18 protein-coding genes are annotated in these 16,942 nt (G+C 50.2%); 10 read left to right on the forward strand and 8 right to left on the reverse strand.

The window, feature by feature from the left end; genetic code table 11:
- Nucleotides 1-53 precede the first annotated feature (53 nt).
- Together fabG and ACYVBJ_RS22220 are read right to left on the reverse strand one after the other, a co-directional pair.
- Nucleotides 54-800 carry a 3-oxoacyl-[acyl-carrier-protein] reductase gene (gene fabG, locus ACYVBJ_RS22215; RefSeq protein WP_460984493.1) on the reverse strand — a complete coding sequence of 249 codons (747 nt, stop codon included), beginning with the start codon at nucleotides 798-800 and terminating at the stop codon, nucleotides 54-56.
- Between the two features lie 141 nt (nucleotides 801-941).
- A complete protein-coding gene (locus ACYVBJ_RS22220; protein WP_460984494.1) occupies nucleotides 942-2,093 on the reverse strand; it encodes a hypothetical protein in 1,152 nt (383 codons plus the stop codon).
- Nucleotides 2,094-2,254: 161 nt separating this feature from the next.
- Between ACYVBJ_RS22220 and ACYVBJ_RS22225 the strand changes: the two genes are divergently transcribed.
- The gene (locus ACYVBJ_RS22225; protein ID WP_460984495.1) at nucleotides 2,255-3,010 is read left to right on the forward strand and encodes a phosphatidylinositol-specific phospholipase C/glycerophosphodiester phosphodiesterase family protein; all 756 of its coding nucleotides are present in this window, start codon (nucleotides 2,255-2,257) and stop codon (nucleotides 3,008-3,010) included.
- Between the two features lie 85 nt (nucleotides 3,011-3,095).
- Here the strand turns inward: ACYVBJ_RS22225 and ACYVBJ_RS22230 are convergent, their stop codons facing one another.
- A complete protein-coding gene (locus ACYVBJ_RS22230) occupies nucleotides 3,096-5,627 on the reverse strand; it encodes an ATP-dependent Clp protease ATP-binding subunit (protein ID WP_460984496.1) in 2,532 nt (843 codons plus the stop codon).
- 61 nt (nucleotides 5,628-5,688) lie between these two features.
- Nucleotides 5,689-6,342 (reverse strand): WbqC family protein, encoded by a 654-nt coding sequence (locus ACYVBJ_RS22235; protein ID WP_460984497.1) that lies wholly within the window; start codon nucleotides 6,340-6,342, stop codon nucleotides 5,689-5,691.
- Between the two features lie 132 nt (nucleotides 6,343-6,474).
- Here ACYVBJ_RS22235 and ACYVBJ_RS22240 point away from each other — a divergent pair, with 132 nt between their 5' ends.
- Nucleotides 6,475-7,347, forward strand: coding sequence for a lysophospholipid acyltransferase family protein (locus ACYVBJ_RS22240; protein ID WP_460984498.1), 873 nt, complete (start codon nucleotides 6,475-6,477; stop codon nucleotides 7,345-7,347).
- A 74-nt stretch (nucleotides 7,348-7,421) separates the two neighbouring features.
- On the opposite strand, the gene ACYVBJ_RS22245 is transcribed toward ACYVBJ_RS22240, so the two are convergent.
- A complete protein-coding gene (locus tag ACYVBJ_RS22245; protein WP_460984499.1) occupies nucleotides 7,422-7,790 on the reverse strand; it encodes a hypothetical protein in 369 nt (122 codons plus the stop codon).
- Between the two features lie 154 nt (nucleotides 7,791-7,944).
- Here ACYVBJ_RS22245 and ACYVBJ_RS22250 point away from each other — a divergent pair, with 154 nt between their 5' ends.
- The 6 genes from ACYVBJ_RS22250 (at nucleotide 7,945) to ACYVBJ_RS22275 (ending at nucleotide 12,330) form a co-directional block, all read left to right on the forward strand.
- Complete coding sequence (locus ACYVBJ_RS22250; RefSeq protein WP_460984500.1) at nucleotides 7,945-8,364, forward strand: hypothetical protein; 420 nt, start codon at nucleotides 7,945-7,947, stop codon at nucleotides 8,362-8,364.
- 33 nt (nucleotides 8,365-8,397) lie between these two features.
- Nucleotides 8,398-8,886 (forward strand): hypothetical protein, encoded by a 489-nt coding sequence (locus tag ACYVBJ_RS22255; RefSeq protein WP_460984501.1) that lies wholly within the window; start codon nucleotides 8,398-8,400, stop codon nucleotides 8,884-8,886.
- A 97-nt stretch (nucleotides 8,887-8,983) separates the two neighbouring features.
- Complete coding sequence (gene ispG, locus ACYVBJ_RS22260; protein WP_460984502.1) at nucleotides 8,984-11,002, forward strand: (E)-4-hydroxy-3-methylbut-2-enyl-diphosphate synthase; 2,019 nt, start codon at nucleotides 8,984-8,986, stop codon at nucleotides 11,000-11,002.
- Nucleotides 11,003-11,083: 81 nt separating this feature from the next.
- A complete protein-coding gene (locus tag ACYVBJ_RS22265; protein ID WP_460975611.1) occupies nucleotides 11,084-11,272 on the forward strand; it encodes a DUF6728 family protein in 189 nt (62 codons plus the stop codon).
- A 90-nt stretch (nucleotides 11,273-11,362) separates the two neighbouring features.
- Nucleotides 11,363-11,713, forward strand: coding sequence for an MmcQ/YjbR family DNA-binding protein (locus tag ACYVBJ_RS22270; protein ID WP_460984503.1), 351 nt, complete (start codon nucleotides 11,363-11,365; stop codon nucleotides 11,711-11,713).
- Between the two features lie 65 nt (nucleotides 11,714-11,778).
- Nucleotides 11,779-12,330: a tetratricopeptide repeat protein gene (locus tag ACYVBJ_RS22275; protein WP_460984504.1), complete on the forward strand. Its 552-nt coding sequence runs from the start codon at nucleotides 11,779-11,781 to the stop codon at nucleotides 12,328-12,330.
- Between the two features lie 87 nt (nucleotides 12,331-12,417).
- Here the strand turns inward: ACYVBJ_RS22275 and ACYVBJ_RS22280 are convergent, their stop codons facing one another.
- Both ACYVBJ_RS22280 and gldC read right to left on the reverse strand, forming a co-directional pair.
- Entirely contained in the window at nucleotides 12,418-13,563 is a 1,146-nt protein-coding gene (locus ACYVBJ_RS22280) for a thioredoxin family protein (RefSeq protein ID WP_460984505.1), read from the reverse strand.
- A gap of 47 nt (nucleotides 13,564-13,610) precedes the next feature.
- A complete protein-coding gene (gldC, locus tag ACYVBJ_RS22285) occupies nucleotides 13,611-13,961 on the reverse strand; it encodes a gliding motility protein GldC (RefSeq protein WP_460984506.1) in 351 nt (116 codons plus the stop codon).
- Between the two features lie 268 nt (nucleotides 13,962-14,229).
- On the opposite strand from gldC, the gene ACYVBJ_RS22290 reads away from it, so the two are divergent.
- Complete coding sequence (locus ACYVBJ_RS22290; RefSeq protein ID WP_460984507.1) at nucleotides 14,230-14,631, forward strand: group III truncated hemoglobin; 402 nt, start codon at nucleotides 14,230-14,232, stop codon at nucleotides 14,629-14,631.
- An 81-nt stretch (nucleotides 14,632-14,712) separates the two neighbouring features.
- Here ACYVBJ_RS22290 and ACYVBJ_RS22295 read toward each other — a convergent pair whose 3' ends face one another.
- Entirely contained in the window at nucleotides 14,713-15,468 is a 756-nt protein-coding gene (locus tag ACYVBJ_RS22295) for a DUF4197 domain-containing protein (RefSeq protein ID WP_460984508.1), read from the reverse strand.
- A 179-nt stretch (nucleotides 15,469-15,647) separates the two neighbouring features.
- Here ACYVBJ_RS22295 and ACYVBJ_RS22300 point away from each other — a divergent pair, with 179 nt between their 5' ends.
- Complete coding sequence (locus ACYVBJ_RS22300) at nucleotides 15,648-16,916, forward strand: competence/damage-inducible protein A (RefSeq protein WP_460984509.1); 1,269 nt, start codon at nucleotides 15,648-15,650, stop codon at nucleotides 16,914-16,916.
- Nucleotides 16,917-16,942 lie beyond the last annotated feature (26 nt).

Consider the following 16,942-nt stretch of genomic DNA (forward strand, 5'->3'; position numbering starts at 1 on the left):
TGACGCACGTATCTTCCACCGTACCCCGTAACCCAAACCATAAATCAGAATTATTACGTTAACATACCGCCATCCACCTGCAGTACCTGACCGGTAATGTAGCGGGAAAGATCGGAAGCCAGAAAAACGGCGCAGTCGGCAACCTCATCGGGTTGGCCGCCCCGTTTCATCGGAATCTGCTGTTTCCATTCTTCAACGGCTTTTTCGTTTATTTCGCCGGTCATTTCGGTTTCGATGAATCCGGGGGCAATGGCGTTGGACCGGACGTTACGTGATCCTAACTCAAGAGCTACCGACTTGGTAAATCCGATTATACCGGCTTTTGAAGCTGCGTAATTGGCCTGTCCTGCGTTACCCCGAATCCCGACAACCGAAGTAAGGTTTATGATTGATCCTGATTTCGCCTTCATCATCGGCTTGATAGCCGCTTTTGTAAGGTTAAAGACCGACTTTAAGTTAACGTTAATAACGGTGTCCCATTGTTCTTCCGACATCCGCATTAACAACCCGTCTTTTGTAATACCGGCATTGTTGATCAGGACATCAAGCTTGCCGAAGTCAGCGACTACCTGATTAACCAGTTCTTCGGCTGCTTTATGGTCTGACGCATCGGATCGGTAGCCTTTTACCTGACCGCCAAAAGCCCGCAGTTCTTCTTCCAGCGCCTGGCCTTTTTCAACACTCGATAAATACGTAAACGCCACAGCGGCACCCTCCTGCGCAAACTTCTGAGCCATGGCCCGTCCAATCCCGCGCGACGCGCCGGTAATCAACGCAACTTTTCCTTTCAGTAAATCCATTTTTGATTAGATAATGAACAAGGGATAACATAAGTACAAAGAATAATACGCCAGTACTACTGCCGGGTACGCTTTCTCTGACTTAGTTATCAACAGGGCCAAAAATAAGGCTTTGCCCGCAAACGGCAAGGTGGCCTAACCTTACTTAAAGGCGTAACGGACGGCAAAATTACCCGTCAGCCCCGCCGTAATGTTGGCGTTCCAGGCATCATAGGCCGTGCCTCCTGTCAGGTAGTTAACCGATACGTTAGCCAGCGAGGTTTCAACAATGAACCGTTGCCCGGCCATGTACGCCAGCCCTAAATTAAGTCCAGCGCCGAAGCTGTTGACTTTTTCATCAATGGTTGTAAACGACACCAGCGTATAATTGGCATTTATTCGGGTGTAGGGTGTTAGGCGCGTTGATGACCAGTAGCGCTGATAGTAAGGCGATACGCCTACGTTCCAGTTAGTGGTCGACTGATCACCAGGTTCCGTTTTATACGTACTGATTGATACGGGCACACTGATACCCAGCAGGCTATTCTTTTTGATAAAAAATCCGACTGAAGGATTTAGGGCGTACGTAGTATTGGCCAGACGCACAGTTGTTCTGGGGCTGGTATCATCTTGTTTAGTTGTTTGGTTAGTTACAGATAAGCCGCCTTCTAGTAACCAGCGTCCTTTGTCGGTCTGTGGATTGGCCTGTTCACGTTGCACATCTGCCCGTCGGCCGGGGCCTGTCCAATACACTAATCCGGCATTTATTCCAGCGACTCTAAACGGAATTGACGTAGTACTGGCCACGAGTTGCAGCCCCAGCCTGTTCGTCAGCAGGTAGTTTAACCCGCCCTCAAAATAGGGATTAACCGAAACGCCAGTCGAGCGCTGGCTAATAAAAACCGGCTGTCCATTAGTAAACACCAGGTCCGTCTGCCGTGATCCTGTCACACCAACGGTAAGCCCCGCCCCGGCGAAAAAATGAACCGGATCGAACCGCCAATACCGACGAACGAATGGGGTAATAGATACTCTAGCAGTCTGGTTATTTATGAAAGGTTCACCGGGTAAGGCAGCAGGTTTTGTTTTTAGAAACGTTGTATTGACCGTTGTCGATAAGCCTGTCAACCAGTTATTAGTGAAGAAGTGTCCAGCCGTCAAGTTGATGTCGGGTGCAATTGAACGATCGCTACTATTCACTTTCGAGTAATCTACAGAAATAGATCCGCTGATTATACCATTGCCTTTTTCAGTTTGTGCCCAACCAGCGCTAGTCAGAAACAGCCCCATCACGGTCAATACGTATTTTTTCATAATGTTGATTAAATCCCACAGCAATTATACACGTCTGGGTAAGAAGTTACTTCACACTACGCCCTAAAATTTCTTTCTCGTCTGCTACTTTAATCATGCTATAATCCAAGACTGTTGCTTAACTTTCTGCTCACTCAGCCCACCAATTTTTCGCTATTTGTATGAAGATTCGTTATGTTCTCTTCTTGAGTTACTTGCTGACGGCTTCGGCTGCATCAGCTCAGAAGGTACACTCCCACAACGATTACAGCCAGGCCCAGCCGTTTGTCGGGGCTTATGAACAACGTGCGGATTTTATCGAAGCCGACGTGTGGTTGCAGGATGGCAAACTGGTCGTATCCCACGATAAGCCCCAGACGGATGCCCCAACCCTCGATTCCCTCTATTTAAAACCGATTGCTAAACTGTTCGCCCAGCATAAAGATAAGGTTAGCGCGGATCGGGATTACACGTTCAACTTGGTCATTGATGTAAAAGATAGCCCAGCCGATGTGCTCCCAAAGCTGATTACGCTTCTCCAGCAAAACCTTACCTGCTTCAACCGGTCAGCCAATTCCAAAGCCGTGCAGGTGATTATCAGCGGCAACCGCCCCAAGATTGACACGTATCTCGATTACCCGATACTTCTGCAATTCGACGGTCGTCCCAGCGAAGTTTACGATAAAGAAACGCTGGAGCGCGTAGCGCTGATCAGCGACAATTTCCGGTCTTATTCCAGGTGGGATGGCAACGGCGAGCTTTCAGACATGGATCGCGAGAAGCTCAAACGGGTCATTAAACGGGCACACAGCGACAATAAACCGATTCGGTTCTGGGCAATTCCGGATACGCTAAATGCCTGGAAACAACTGAAAAAGCTGGGCGTCGATGTTATTAACACCGATAAAGTAGCCGAGTACGTTCAGGCCATGCGCTAATCATCAGCACACTTACTACGTAGTACATCAACAAAAAGGCCGGACATCGCTGCCCGGCCTTTCTATTTATTTATAATCTGTCACTTTATTCGACCACTGCTTCCGGCTTACGAACCGTGATGGTCAGCGTTTCGCCTTCACCACTGTAGTCGGCCTGAATCACGTCACCATCCTTCAATTCACCTTTTAGAATTTCCTCAGCAACGGGATCTTCGAGGTAACGCTGGATGGCCCGGCTCAATGGACGAGCACCGTACTGCTGGTCGTATCCTTTTTCGGCCAGGAAGTCCTTAGCCGGATCAGTCAGTTCAACTTTGTAACCAAGGCTGGTTACGCGGCCGAGTAGTTTGCCCAGCATCAGGTCAATGATCTTGTGAATATCTTCACGTAGCAGCGAGTTGAACACAATCACGTCATCGAGACGGTTGAGGAACTCTGGTGAGAACGCTTTGCGAAGGGCGCTTTGAATTGTACTCTTCATCAATTCGTCCTGGCTTTCGGCCGATCGCTTGGTAGCGAAACCGATACCAGCCCCGAAGTCTTTCAGGTCACGTACCCCAATGTTCGAGGTCATGATGATAATCGTATTCCGGAAGTCAACCCGGCGTCCCAGACCATCGGTCAGGATACCATCGTCAAGCACTTGCAGCAGGATGTTAAACACATCTGGGTGCGCTTTCTCGATCTCGTCGAGCAAGACGACAGAGTAAGGTTTCCGACGAATCTTTTCGGTCAGCTGACCGCCTTCTTCATAACCGACGTAGCCCGGAGGGGCACCAACCAGACGGCTGACGCTGAACTTCTCCATGTACTCCGACATGTCGATCCGTACAAGAGCATCGTCTTTATCGAAAAGATAGGTAGCCAATACCTTAGCCAGCTCTGTTTTACCAACACCCGTTGGACCGAGGAAGATAAACGAACCAATTGGTTTCTTCGGATCTTTCAGACCAACCCGCGTACGCTGAATCGCTTTCACCAGCTTCTCAATCGCAGCGTCCTGACCGATAACCTTGCCTTTCAGCTCCTCGCCCATGTTCACGAGCTTCTTACCTTCGTCGTTCGATACGCTGGTGACTGGGATACCCGTCATCATCGCGACCACTTCGGCTACGCTTTCTTCGTTAACCGTGTACCGGCGCTTCTTGGTATCTTCTTCCCAGGCCTGCTTCGCGCGGTCAAGCTGGTCAATCAGACGTTTCTCTTTATCGCGAAGCTGAGCAGCCTCTTCGTATTTCTGACTCTTGACAACCTGGTTCTTTTCCTTTTTAATATTCTCAATCTGCTCTTCAAGCTTGAGAATATCTTCAGGAACCGTAATGTTCGAGATGTGTACCCGAGCACCTACTTCGTCCAGAACGTCAATCGCTTTATCGGGCAGGAACCGGTCCGAAATATACCGCTCCGACAACTTCACAGCGGCTTCGATCGCTTCCGGTGTGTAGTTGACGTGGTGGTGATCTTCGTACTTATCCTTGATGTTGTTCAGGATTTCGATGGTTTCGTCAATTGACGTAGCATCGACCATCACCATCTGGAAACGACGGGCCAACGCACCATCTTTCTCGATGTACTGACGATATTCGTCAAGCGTTGTTGCACCGATGCATTGAATGTCGCCCCGAGCCAGTGCTGGTTTGAACATGTTCGAAGCATCAAGTGAGCCAGAAGCACCACCTGCACCTACAATCGTGTGCAACTCATCAATGAACAGAATCACCTCGGGTGATTTTTCCAGTTCGTTCATGACCGCTTTCATCCGCTCTTCAAACTGACCACGATACTTCGTGCCAGCAACGAGCGATGCAAGGTCAAGGGTAACTACGCGTTTGCCGAACAATACCCGCGATACTTTCTTCTGCACAATGCGCAGGGCAAGACCTTCGGCGATGGCGGTTTTACCAACGCCCGGCTCACCAATCAGGATCGGGTTGTTTTTCTTCCGGCGGCTCAGGATCTGAGCAACGCGTTCAATTTCTTTTTCGCGACCAACGATTGGGTCGAGTTTGCCAACTTCAGCGAGCTTGGTCAGATCACGGCCGAAATTGTCCAACACAGGGGTCCGCGATTTTTCGGAGCCTTTCGGGTCTTTACCCGAGCCAGAGCTACCACTACCGCCAAACATACCCCGGTCGTTGTCATCATCATCGGTTTCGGGACCCATCACCGGACGACTTCCCGAAGATTGATATTCCAGCATCTCCTTAATGACTTCGTAATTAACGTTGAACTTGTTCAGAATCTGCGTGGCGACATTATCTTCATCGCGCAGAATCGACAGCAGAAGGTGCTCGGTGCCAATGAGAGGGCTCTTGAAAATCTTGGCCTCCAAATACGTGATCTTGAGCGTTTTTTCCGACTGACGGGTCAGCGGAATATTCGCCAGGTTCTTCACATTGTTGGTAGCGGTTCCTTTCGTTGCCTGCTCGATGGTGACCCGGAGTTCGTCGAGTGAGATGCCGAGTTTTTTCAGCAGCCCGACAGCCACACCCTCACCCTCACGTATCATACCCAGCAGCAGGTGTTCCGTGCCGATGTAGTCGTGGCCTAAGCGTAAGGCTTCTTCCCGGCTTAGCGAGATCACTTCCTTTACGCGGTTTGAGAATTTTGCTTCCATTCGCTTTGGGTCTCCTTAGGTAAGCGTAATACTGGCTTAACGAAGAGTTTTAGGGATTTGTTCACTTCTGAAGGCCGGCCTTTAACACGTCCGAAGCGGCCGGTCCCTGGCAGAACATCAGGTCTATAATACTCAAATTTGTTACAAAATCAGGGCCAAAGTTCTGCGCATAAGGCACAGGGTGATGGAATACCTGCGATTCTGCTCTGTTTTGCGGAATTACCTTCGATCGAGCGTCAAATAGACCGGTCGAATGATGTTTAGTATAGCAATCTGTCAGGTTTACCTGGCATGTAGCCTGAACCAATCTCAGACAAATTGTCAGCAGCTCTAGATTTAAATCAAACAAAAAAGTCCAGTTTTTATGATATACCGGCTCAAAATCAGGGGCGTAGTATTCAAAAAATGGAGCTTTTCCGTAAGCTGCCTGTAAGCATCGCCAGTGGTGCAGCTGCCAGCGTTGATCATTGTCCACCCGAAGATCGCGTACAAATTGGTGTCGCGTTCCCTGCTGCACCGGCACCGTCAGCATATCAACTTTATTTGCCGTCAGTACGTAGCAGCGATTTCTGTAACTTTGCTTCTGGTAATGCTCATGAGCTTCAATCTGTACCCGCTCGAACTGAATTAACCCTGACACGTAATCCAGACAAGGCAAATAATGGAGTTCAATGAGCAATTCTGTTGACGAAGGCGTTACTTGGTACTTTTCCAATAATCTAATCGTATCCGTTCACAAGTAAAGCAAAAAATCAATACCACCAACTGATTTTTCATATTTTTAATTATTAGGTATCGCTGTAGTAAAATCACGGTTTTACTACAGCGATAATCTGTTTATTATTGAATGATTTTTTTTCGTTTGCTGTCGCGTCTGCCTCTCCCTATATTATATGGGGTTGCCGACTTCTTGTACTTTTTGTTGTTTTACCTCATCCGCTACCGCCGTACGGTCGTATTCAGCAACTTAACTCGTTCCTTCCCGGAGAAGTCGGCTTCAGAACTCAACCAGATTGCAAAGGGCTTCTACCGCAACCTGACAGATCTGCTGGTCGAAACGATAAAGATGCCTAGTCTATCAGCTCAAGAATTGCGGGAGCGCGTTCAATTTACGAATCCAGAACTGGTGAAAGCAGAACTAGATGCAGGCCGGGCAGTTATCGGGATGGCTTCACATTCCAGTAACTGGGAGTGGGTTCCGTCCGCGTCGGTTTTGCACGGTATGCCCACCGATAGCATCTATAAGCCGTTAAATAATCCTTTTTTTGAAGAACTGATGCGATCAGTACGTGCCAGCTTCGGGGCTGTTCCCGTGCCTATGCACACCTTGCCCCGCCGGATGGCCGCTCAGAAGAATAGTCCCCGGATCATTGCGCTCGTTGCCGATCAGGTTCCGGACGTACCGGAACAGGCTTACTGGATTGACTTTCTTCACCAGGATACGCCTTTCTATCCCGGCTCTGAGCGGTTGGCCCGCAGCCGTAAACTGGCGGTATTTTATACGGAATTAGCCAGAGTAAACCGCGGCCGTTACGTAGTTACCTTTACACCCATCGGGACGCCCCCCTACACGGATTCTCCTCCCGGATACATTTTGGAGCGCTATCGCGATTTGCTGGAAGAAACAATTCGTAAGCACCCCTCCGACTGGCTTTGGTCGCACAAACGCTGGAAGCACTGGCGGGGAAAATACCCGAAGATTGAGACAAAACTTAACTAAAAAAGGACGCTCAAGAGCGTCCTTTTTTAGTTTTTGGTGAGTTTCTGTGCTTACTATCTGACCTGCGCAGAGCACTACAAGGTATCCCGTTTAGCCGCCCGAACCGAATCACGTCTGGCCTTTATTCGGTCGGCTTCACTCTGAATGGCATTACCCGCTTTGTCTACTCCCCGGTCAATAGCGGCACCCGCTTTCTTAGCGCCCGTGCTGATGGCCTGTCCTGCTTCTTTAGCGTTTTCTTTGGCTCCCTGACCAAGCTCACTGGCAGCGTCACCAACGTGCTGACCGGCATTTTTCAAATCGGACTTTACCTTCGCTTTACGTTCGGCGCGTTCCTGACGACGAATCTCCTTCTTAGTCATGGCCGACGTCGTATCCTGGGCGTATGCGCCTGCTGTGATCAATAATATAAAAGCAAAAGCGCTGATTATCTTGGTTTTCATAACGTTCATTTGTTTGAGTAAATGACAGGTTGTTTGCACAGAGCTTCCGGACAAATCCAGAAATTAATGTAGAGACAACAACCGATTTTAAAACCTATTGTTTTTACGCACCTTCCCTTCATTACGCGTCTTTCAATTAGCCAGCGTACTACAGATGAAGCGGTTTTGGGTTATTTTCCTTTCGATATTGCTAAGCTCACCGGTGTTGAGTGCTCAAACTCCCCCTCCTGCTCAATATGATTCGTTAACCTTAACCGATACCATTCACCTGATCCCCCGACGGCACCTTCTCTCTGTGTTGCGGGAGTATAGTTTCCATTACGCCAACCATCTTTCCGACGCGCAACTGGCACCCTTGTTACGTACCACACCCGATTCGACGGTACAACCGTTTGTCCGGCGCGGGCGGCTAGCCAAGGCCAATCAGATTGGCCTTCACGCAGCGGGGACCTCAATGACAGCGGCTGGTTTTTTGATTCCCCGTTACTTACTTGAACGAAGTGGAGCGTTATTACTATCCGGCCTCGGATTCGTCTATGCAAGCGTTATTCCACACGGTCATATGAAACGGTAATACCAACGGGCCGTAGCTGCGTACAATACGTTCGTGCGGAGTCAGGCCAGCACTACGTTCGACGCACCTTATTTTTCCGCGCCAAACGAAGCGGCTGTTCTATCGAGGGCCGATACGGTAGCCATCTCGCGACATGGCTTCAGTAATCACTACATTTATCGAGGAATCCGGGTCTATCCAGCCTGGCAATTGACACAACTGGCGGATCGGCTGCATGACAACGATGTTAAAGACGGTTTTCAATACGCCCGACAAGTAAGTTCCATTGCGGGCCTTATTGGGAGCTTCGGTGCCAGCTGTCTGACATCGTCTTTACTGGTGTATGGTATCCGGCGCACGAATGGCAATTCGGCAACGCTCAATACGCCTTTGTTCTGGGGGTCGCTGGCAGCATTAACGTTTACGTACGGCATTCGATTACACGTCGGCCGGGTTCAGCTACGTACTATTGAGTTAGTCAATAAACGAATACGCGACCGATATAGCCCGGCCGCAACAGGCGAACATTTCGTTCAACCCTAACGTTTTCCTTTCACACGGACAGTCAATAGAAGAAGCGGTTTTTCCGTATCTTTGCTTATGACAACCGTCCGTACCAAACGGCTCTGCCGACATTTGTATGTTTGATTCGTTGCTTACTCCTTCTATCTCGGCGTTGACTAATACGCCAGAACCACCTGTTCTTTATACGTCCTCCCTAACGCAATACGTTCGTAGGAAAACCATTCCGGTAACGATCGGCGACGTACCGATGGGGTCCGACTACCCGATTCGCGTTCAATCGATGACAACCGTCGATACAATGGATACGGCCGGTTCCGTTGAACAGACAATCCGGATGATCGAAGCCGGTTGTGAATACGTTCGGATTACGGCTCCGAGTGTGAAGGAAGCCCAGAACCTCGAAAACATTCGCAAGGAACTGCGGGTGCGGGGTTATACAACGCCATTGGTTGCGGATATTCACTTTACGCCCAATGCGGCTGAGCTGGCGGCCCGTATCGTGGAAAAGGTTCGCATTAACCCCGGCAACTACGCCGATCGCAAACGCTTTGAGTTCATCGACTATTCGGACACGGCCTATGCCGCCGAACTCGAACGGATTCGGGACAAGTTTTTGCCCCTGGTACGTATCTGCAAAGAATACGGTACGGCCATGCGCATCGGCACTAACCACGGTTCGCTGTCGGACCGGATTCTGAGTCGTTATGGCGATACGCCCGTGGGCATGGTGGAATCGGCGCTGGAATTTCTGCGGATCTGTGAAGATGAGCATTACTATAACATTGTGTTGTCGATGAAGTCCAGCAACCCGCAGGTGATGGTGCAGGCGTACCGGCTGCTGGTTCAGCGACTCGACGAAGAAAGGCTCAAACCTTACCCGTTACACCTGGGCGTTACCGAAGCCGGTGAGGCTGAAGATGGCCGGATTAAATCAGCGCTGGGTATCGGTACGTTGCTCGAAGACGGCATCGGCGATACGGTACGGGTTTCGTTGACGGAAGAACCCGAACGGGAAGCGCCCGTAGCAAAGGCGTTGATTGATCGATACACAAACCGGGCCGCCCAAAGCCAGCCCATTCCCCCCGTAACGACTTACCCGATTGATCCATTCCAGTACACACGTCGGGCAACGCACGAGGTAGCCAATTTTGGCGCTCAGAACGTACCACGCGTCATCGCTGACTACAGTAAACTGCGCGTCATTGAACACGACATCTTGCAGCCAATCGGGCATTTTTATCTGCCCGTACCCGATAAGTGGCGGATGAATGATCTGGGGGCGGACTATATCTATACTGGTCAGCACCCAGCGCAGTTTATGCTGCCTAATGGTCTGAAAGAAATTCTGGATTATGCAGCCTGGCAAACCGTTAGAGACCAGACAAATGCATTCCCCTTATTAACAGTCACTGAATTTACCTCGGCTCGTTCGCAGTCCGTTCAGCTGCACGCGCGGCTGAATTTTGTGCGGCTGTCGCTGAGTGAGCTATCAGGTGAATTGATCGAGTTAGTACGCATCGACCGAACGGTTGTTCTGCTCGTCGGTACGACCAATGCCCACGCCATGCCCGAACTACGTCGGCTGTTTGTAGAATTGATTAATCAGGGCGTTACCGCGCCGGTTGTCATTCAGCGTGGCTATCCGGAGGTGCCTGAGGAAGACGAGCCGCTGTATGCCGCTACGGACCTGGGAGGCCTGCTGATCGATGGATTAGGGGATGGCGTTATGCTCTCGGCATTTGGCGAAACAGCTAGCCTGAAACGGCTGAACGGTCTGGCCTTTGGCATTTTGCAAGCCGCCCGCACTCGCATAACCAAAACGGAATACATCTCATGCCCATCCTGCGGTCGAACCCTCTTCGACTTACAGGAGACGACGGCTATGATCCGCCAGCGTACGGATCACCTGAAAGGAGTCAAGATTGGTATTATGGGCTGTATTGTAAACGGCCCCGGCGAGATGGCGGACGCCGATTATGGATATGTCGGTATCGGCCGTGATAAGATTGCACTGTACCGGGGTCAGCAGGTAATCAAGAAATCGGTTCCGGCGGGTCGGGCCGTCGATGAACTGATTGAGCTGATTCGGGAAGATAATCGGTGGATTGAGCCCGAAAAAGTTGAAACATTTTGATTGAACAGCCCCTAATTTTTGTTAGCTAATCAGGACAGGACCAGTACCACTCGTATTCTATGACTCCTGCCCGTACCATCTATGAACCGCATCTTAGATTATCTTAAAATAGGGCCTGTTTTTGCGTATTTCCTCCGTGTGTTCCGCAAACCTGACCCAAATCATCCGACAAGCGTGAACCTGCGCATGATGCACGGCATCAACCGGATTTCGATTGTCATGTTTTTGTTCTGCGTATGCGTTATGATTTTTCGAGCCTGCACGCGGTAGATGTATAGTCATTGAGTAGTCATTGGTGGTTGACTATCATTCTCCGGTGGTTTACAACAAATGACTACTCAATGACCAGAATAGATTGCCATGAATCCTGAAACTCTGCGTGACTATTGCTTAGCCAGGTCCGGCGTAACCGAATCGTTTCCGTTTGGCGAGTCGACACTGGTCTTTAAAGTTGGTGGGAAGATCTTTGCCTTGCTGGATACCGAGAGCCGACCCACAACAATGAATCTAAAATGTGATCCTGAACGGGCTACGCAGCTCCGCGAGGAATACGCGGCCGTCACACCCGGCTTTCACATGAACAAAACGCACTGGAATACAATAACGCTGGATGGAAGCGTTCGACAAAGCGATGTGCAGACCTGGATTGACCACTCCTATGAACTGGTCAGAAACGGGTTGCCCAAGGCTGTACGCGCCCAACTTATCTAAGCGTCGTTTGCCAAAAAAGCCTTAAAAAATTGTAATTTTGCAGGGTGTAAAAACCAGACTGGGTTATGGAAGTCGCGCTGTTGGGTCTGCTTTTCGTACTATATCTGACCATTCGCTATTTTTTTACGGATCATGATACGCCGGCCGATAAAGACCGGAATCGGTTTCGAAAAGGAATCGACCTAGTGCAGAAGCGCAACTTCTTTGAAGCGCATCGTTATTTTGATGAGGCCGTTCGACAATATCCTAAATCAGCAATCGCCTACGCCTATCGGGGCAAATGTCAGCTCGCTCAGGAGAACTATTATTCCGCCCTGTACGACTTGACCCAGGCCGTTAACCGCGATAATACGTTAGCGGATTGCTACCTCGACCGGGGCATTGCTTATTATAAAACTGAAGAATTTCAGAACGCCTTTCGGGAGTTTGATAAGGCGGTCTGGCATTTTCGGGATGAACAGCCCGACGCGTACCGCTGGCGGGCACTCGCCCGGATTCAGGTTCGGCAGCTACCACAGGCGGAAAGCGATCTGCGGAGAGCGGTTTCGCTCGGCGACGAGAACTCGTTCCATCTCCTTCGCCAGCCCCCCTTTACCCGACCAGTATATCAGAAGTAGTTACACAGCAAAGGGTTGTAATTTCATCTAGTAAACTGGTAATGAGCCAACTATATAAGATTACAACCCTTTAATATATAACTAGCCTTATCGTCCCGCCTGCGCCAGCTCTTTCGACTTCTGAGCGGCTTTTTGGGCATCATCGGCTTTGCCGCTACGGCGATAGGCGGTAGCCAGTTCAGCGTATAAATCAGCCTGTTCTTTGGGGGATGGTTTCAGAGCGAGCGCTTTGTTCACCCATTTCACTACCGTCGGCGCATCGACCGCGTCCGGACTGCTTCTGTTGAAAAGCCGCGATATATAAATGTACTCAGGCACAGAGAACTGGTTCGAACTAGTCTGACTGTCCATTCGCTCAACGGCCTTAGCGGTCTGGCGAGCCCGAAAATAGGCATTCACCTCTGGCAGTAACGTGCGATTAGCGGCTACCCGAGCATCGATTCCGATTTTTGTTAAATCCTGACGAATCTGGATAATTTTTGCCGCAGGATACTGAGCACCGCGGCTGCTGTACAGCGACGACATCAGGATGTTTTCGGCTACCTGCTGGCTTGGCTGCGCTCCGTATGCTTTCCGATACGTATCCAGATGACTGAGCATGTATTGAAACAAGGGATTCTCATAATCCAGAACGATCTTCTGCAAGGCTAACCAGTTCGTTTGGTTCGCAAACGTAGCGGGCGACTGCTGGCGCGCGTAGTCATTCATAGCGGCAATGTTCGCAGCGGTGTCTTTGGTAACACGCCCGTACATGGCATAGTCGATCAGGAAGTTGGACGACCGCTCGCCCTGCTGATACCGCGACTTCATGGTCTGGCTGCGCATTTGCGGATTTAAGGCGTTGGTGCCGTGTCGAATCACCTCATCCGTTGAGTTATTACTCATGGCGAAGTGCACTAGATTTTGCTGCGGATCGAAATACAAAAACAAAGGCAGCGACGGCACAAACAAACGTCGGCTGTCCAGAAAAGCACGCGTGGATGGCAGGCCAATGTCGAGCTTCGTGCTGATGAACTTGCTGTTGTAAAACTTGCCAACCCGTGCGTCGGCTAAGGTGGGCATGAAGCTCTGGCAAACGTGGCAGGTCGGCGAAAAAATTTCAATAAAAACCGGCTTTCCCGTCCGCCGGGCTTCCTGAAACACTTTCTCGACTGCGCCTTCACGGAATTGAATACCGGCTTTCTGGGCCAACGCTGCCGTGGACAGCAATACGAACAGAATAATTTTTCTCATATCAAATCGATCAGCTAACTAACGAAGGCTATGCTGTTCAGCGTCTGTTACTGTTGCTTTTTCTGCTCGTTAATCTCTTCTTCCAGGCGCTTACTCAAGACCCGGCACGTATTTTCAATATCGGCCGCCATCTTTTTATCGCCAGTTGCGTTAATAGCCGTATCAGCAATGCCACTCATCATCTCGATCAGGAAGCGCTTCATGTCTACCACTTCCATATCCTTGGTCCAGAGATCAATTTTCAGGGTGCTGTTGTGGTAATGATCCCACAGGGCAATGGCGATGGCGCGTGTATCGCTGAGGCCTTCGTTGGGATTGTCCGTAGCATCCCAATAGATCTTATCCGGAATATTTTGGTTGTCTAACTCGACCGAAAAATGGATGTCTGATTTTTTCATAATCACAAAAATACGTAGCGTGTGCCGAAAGCCGGTTGTTACGTCCCGTAAATCTGTTGATTCGCGACATCTTTGGGCCGCTAACTGACCGAAGTCATTTTCTAACTGCTTACGCAGCCGTAAATTCGCCGGTATGGCCTGCCAGCATCAATGCACGTTACGTGCCAATCCTGAATCAGCCGACGCAGTTGTTGAACGAAAGGATAAATTGGTGGCGTTAACGAATAAAAGCAGATGTGTATAAACGTAACGGACTGCGAATTACGCTATGACTAAGAAACTATTGGATTCGCCGGAAACTGTCCGCCTATTGGTAGATTCCTTTTACGCCAAGGTGCAGGTTGACCCGCTGATTGGCCCCATTTTTACGGACGTAGCGCAGGTTGACTGGTCGGCGCATTTGCCGAAGATGTATGCATTCTGGGAAAACCTGATCTTTGGTACGAATGTCTACCACGGGCATCCGTTTCGGCCGCATCTGATTGTCAATCAGCAGCAAACGCTGACCATCGATCATTTCCGGCGCTGGCTGGAGTTGTTTACTGCAACAGTCAACGAAAACTTTACCGGCGACATGGCTGAACAGGTGAAGCAGCGTGCTACGCAGATCGCTCTTGTCTGGAGTAACAAGCTCGACTATATCAACAACGACGCGTACATGGAAGGGTAGTTACCCCGGCCGTTGAAAAGCCCTCGGCTTCCGAAGGTTCGGCTAATTCATATAGCTTCTAAACCTTCGGAAGACGGGCGGCTACTGTTTGCTGAATACGCGCTTTAGCAGATCCGTTACCCGAGCCGCCGGGTTCTCCCGAATGCGTTTCTCTTCCTGAGCTACGAGCACAAACAGACCATCTACCGCTTTGTTGGTAGCATACTGGGTCAGGTTGGAGTTGACCGGCTGTACCAGCGGAATTTTGTTATATATGTTCACCAGATCGCTGTAATAGCGGGTAGCGTTGTTTTTCTTTAACGTACTGTCGATAATTGGCGTAAACTCGGTCACCAATTGCTGCCCCGAAGTCCGGCGCAGGTACTGCGTAGCAGCATCGTCTGACCCGCGCAGAATACCAACGGCGTCCTGAATACTCATGGACGTAATGGCCTTGATAAAGACTGGCTTAGCAACTTTAGCCGCATCCTCAGCCGCCCGGTTTAAGGACAACTCGAATTTATCGACCTGGGGCCCGAAGCCAATCTGACGAAGCCGGGCGGCAACTTTCTGAGCTTCCGGCGGAAAGGCGATCCGCAGCAACGGATTTTTGAAAAATCCATTGGTTGCCGATGCCTGGTCAGCTCCTTTGCTGATGCCGACCCGCAAAGCCTCGCGCAGACCCGACGCGATTTCGCTGCCGCTCAGCCCACCGACCGAACCACCCGACGGCTGTGAGATGGCGTCTAATATTTTTCCGAATAATCCGCCCCCCGACGATTGTTGCCGGGTTGTATCCTGCGCTTGTAACGTAGTGGCTATGATTACCAGGGCAGCGGTTAAAACTTTCTTCTTCATTTTTGCTTTCAGGTTGATGACTAGCTAACGGCCAAAATGACTAAATCGTTTTTTGTACTTTTGACCACAACTAATGACTGATGTAAAGTGAGCGCCGAAAATAATTTTTTAACACTCTGATTACTAATCGAATATCATTCAAGCGAAATCACAATTCATCAGCATTATTCAAGAATCTTATGCTCAATACCATCCGGGCCGAAGTAATTACCATCGGCGACGAAATATTATTCGGTCAAATAACCGACACCAACACCCAGTGGATTGGCACTGAATTGACCAACATTGGCATCCGTACGGTTCGTAAATCGTCGGTTGGCGATCAGGCCGACGCGATCTTAGCCGTCCTGCACGAAGCTCATCAACGGGCGGATGTCATTATCATAACCGGTGGATTAGGGCCAACCAAAGACGACATTACCAAGAAAACGCTGTGTACTTATTTTGGCGTAGATCTGGTGCGCAACGAACAGGCGCTAGCGCTGGTAACCGGCTTCTTTACCAAACGGGGCCGCGAAATGACCGATCTGAACCGGGGGCAGGCCGACTTACCAGCCAACGCCGTTTATCTCCAGAATGACTGGGGAACAGCTCCCGGTATGTGGTTTGAACACGACCGGGGCGACGCTCGCGGGCGAGTTTACGTCTCGCTTCCCGGTGTGCCCTTCGAGATGAAGAATCTCATGGCCAACCGGGTTTTGCCTAAGCTGACCGAACATTTTGAGACGCCGGTTATTAAGCATAAAATCATTCGCACGGTTGGTATCGGCGAATCCTTTTTAGCCGAACGGATTGAGGCCTGGGAAGACGCCTTACCAAGCCACATTCGGTTAGCGTATTTACCTAGTTTCGGCGGTGTAAAATTACGTCTGACCACAACTGGCGACGATGAGGCTGTACTTGATCGTGATTTGGATGAGCAGGTTCAGCGCGTCCTACCCCTCATCTCACCGCACGTATTTGGGTATGACAACGACGAACTGGAAACAGTTGTGGGGCAGCTTTTAACCGCCAGGAAGTTAACCTTGGCTACGGCAGAAAGCTGCACGGGTGGCTACGTTGCTTCACGGATCACCAGCGTTCCAGGCTCATCGGCCTACTTCTGGGGCAGCATTGTAAGCTATAGCAATCGCATAAAGGTCAATCAACTTGGTGTACAGCCTACGACGCTGGAACAATTTGGGGCCGTCAGCGAAGAAACGATTCGCCAGATGGCCGAGGGCGTTCGGAACGCCCTCGGTACCGATGTCGGTATCGCAACCAGTGGCATTGCCGGACCGGATGGCGGTACGCCCGACAAACCAGTTGGTACAATCTGGATTGCCTGTGCCACCAACCAGCGTACGGTTACTCGTTTGCTCAAACTCGGCCAGTATCGTGATCAGAACATTCAGCTTACTACAACGTACCTGCTCAACTTGCTGCGGGAAGAACTCATTAATCAATAGACAGACGCGATTAGACAGGGAGGTAC

This window comes from Spirosoma fluminis (assembly GCF_054778895.1).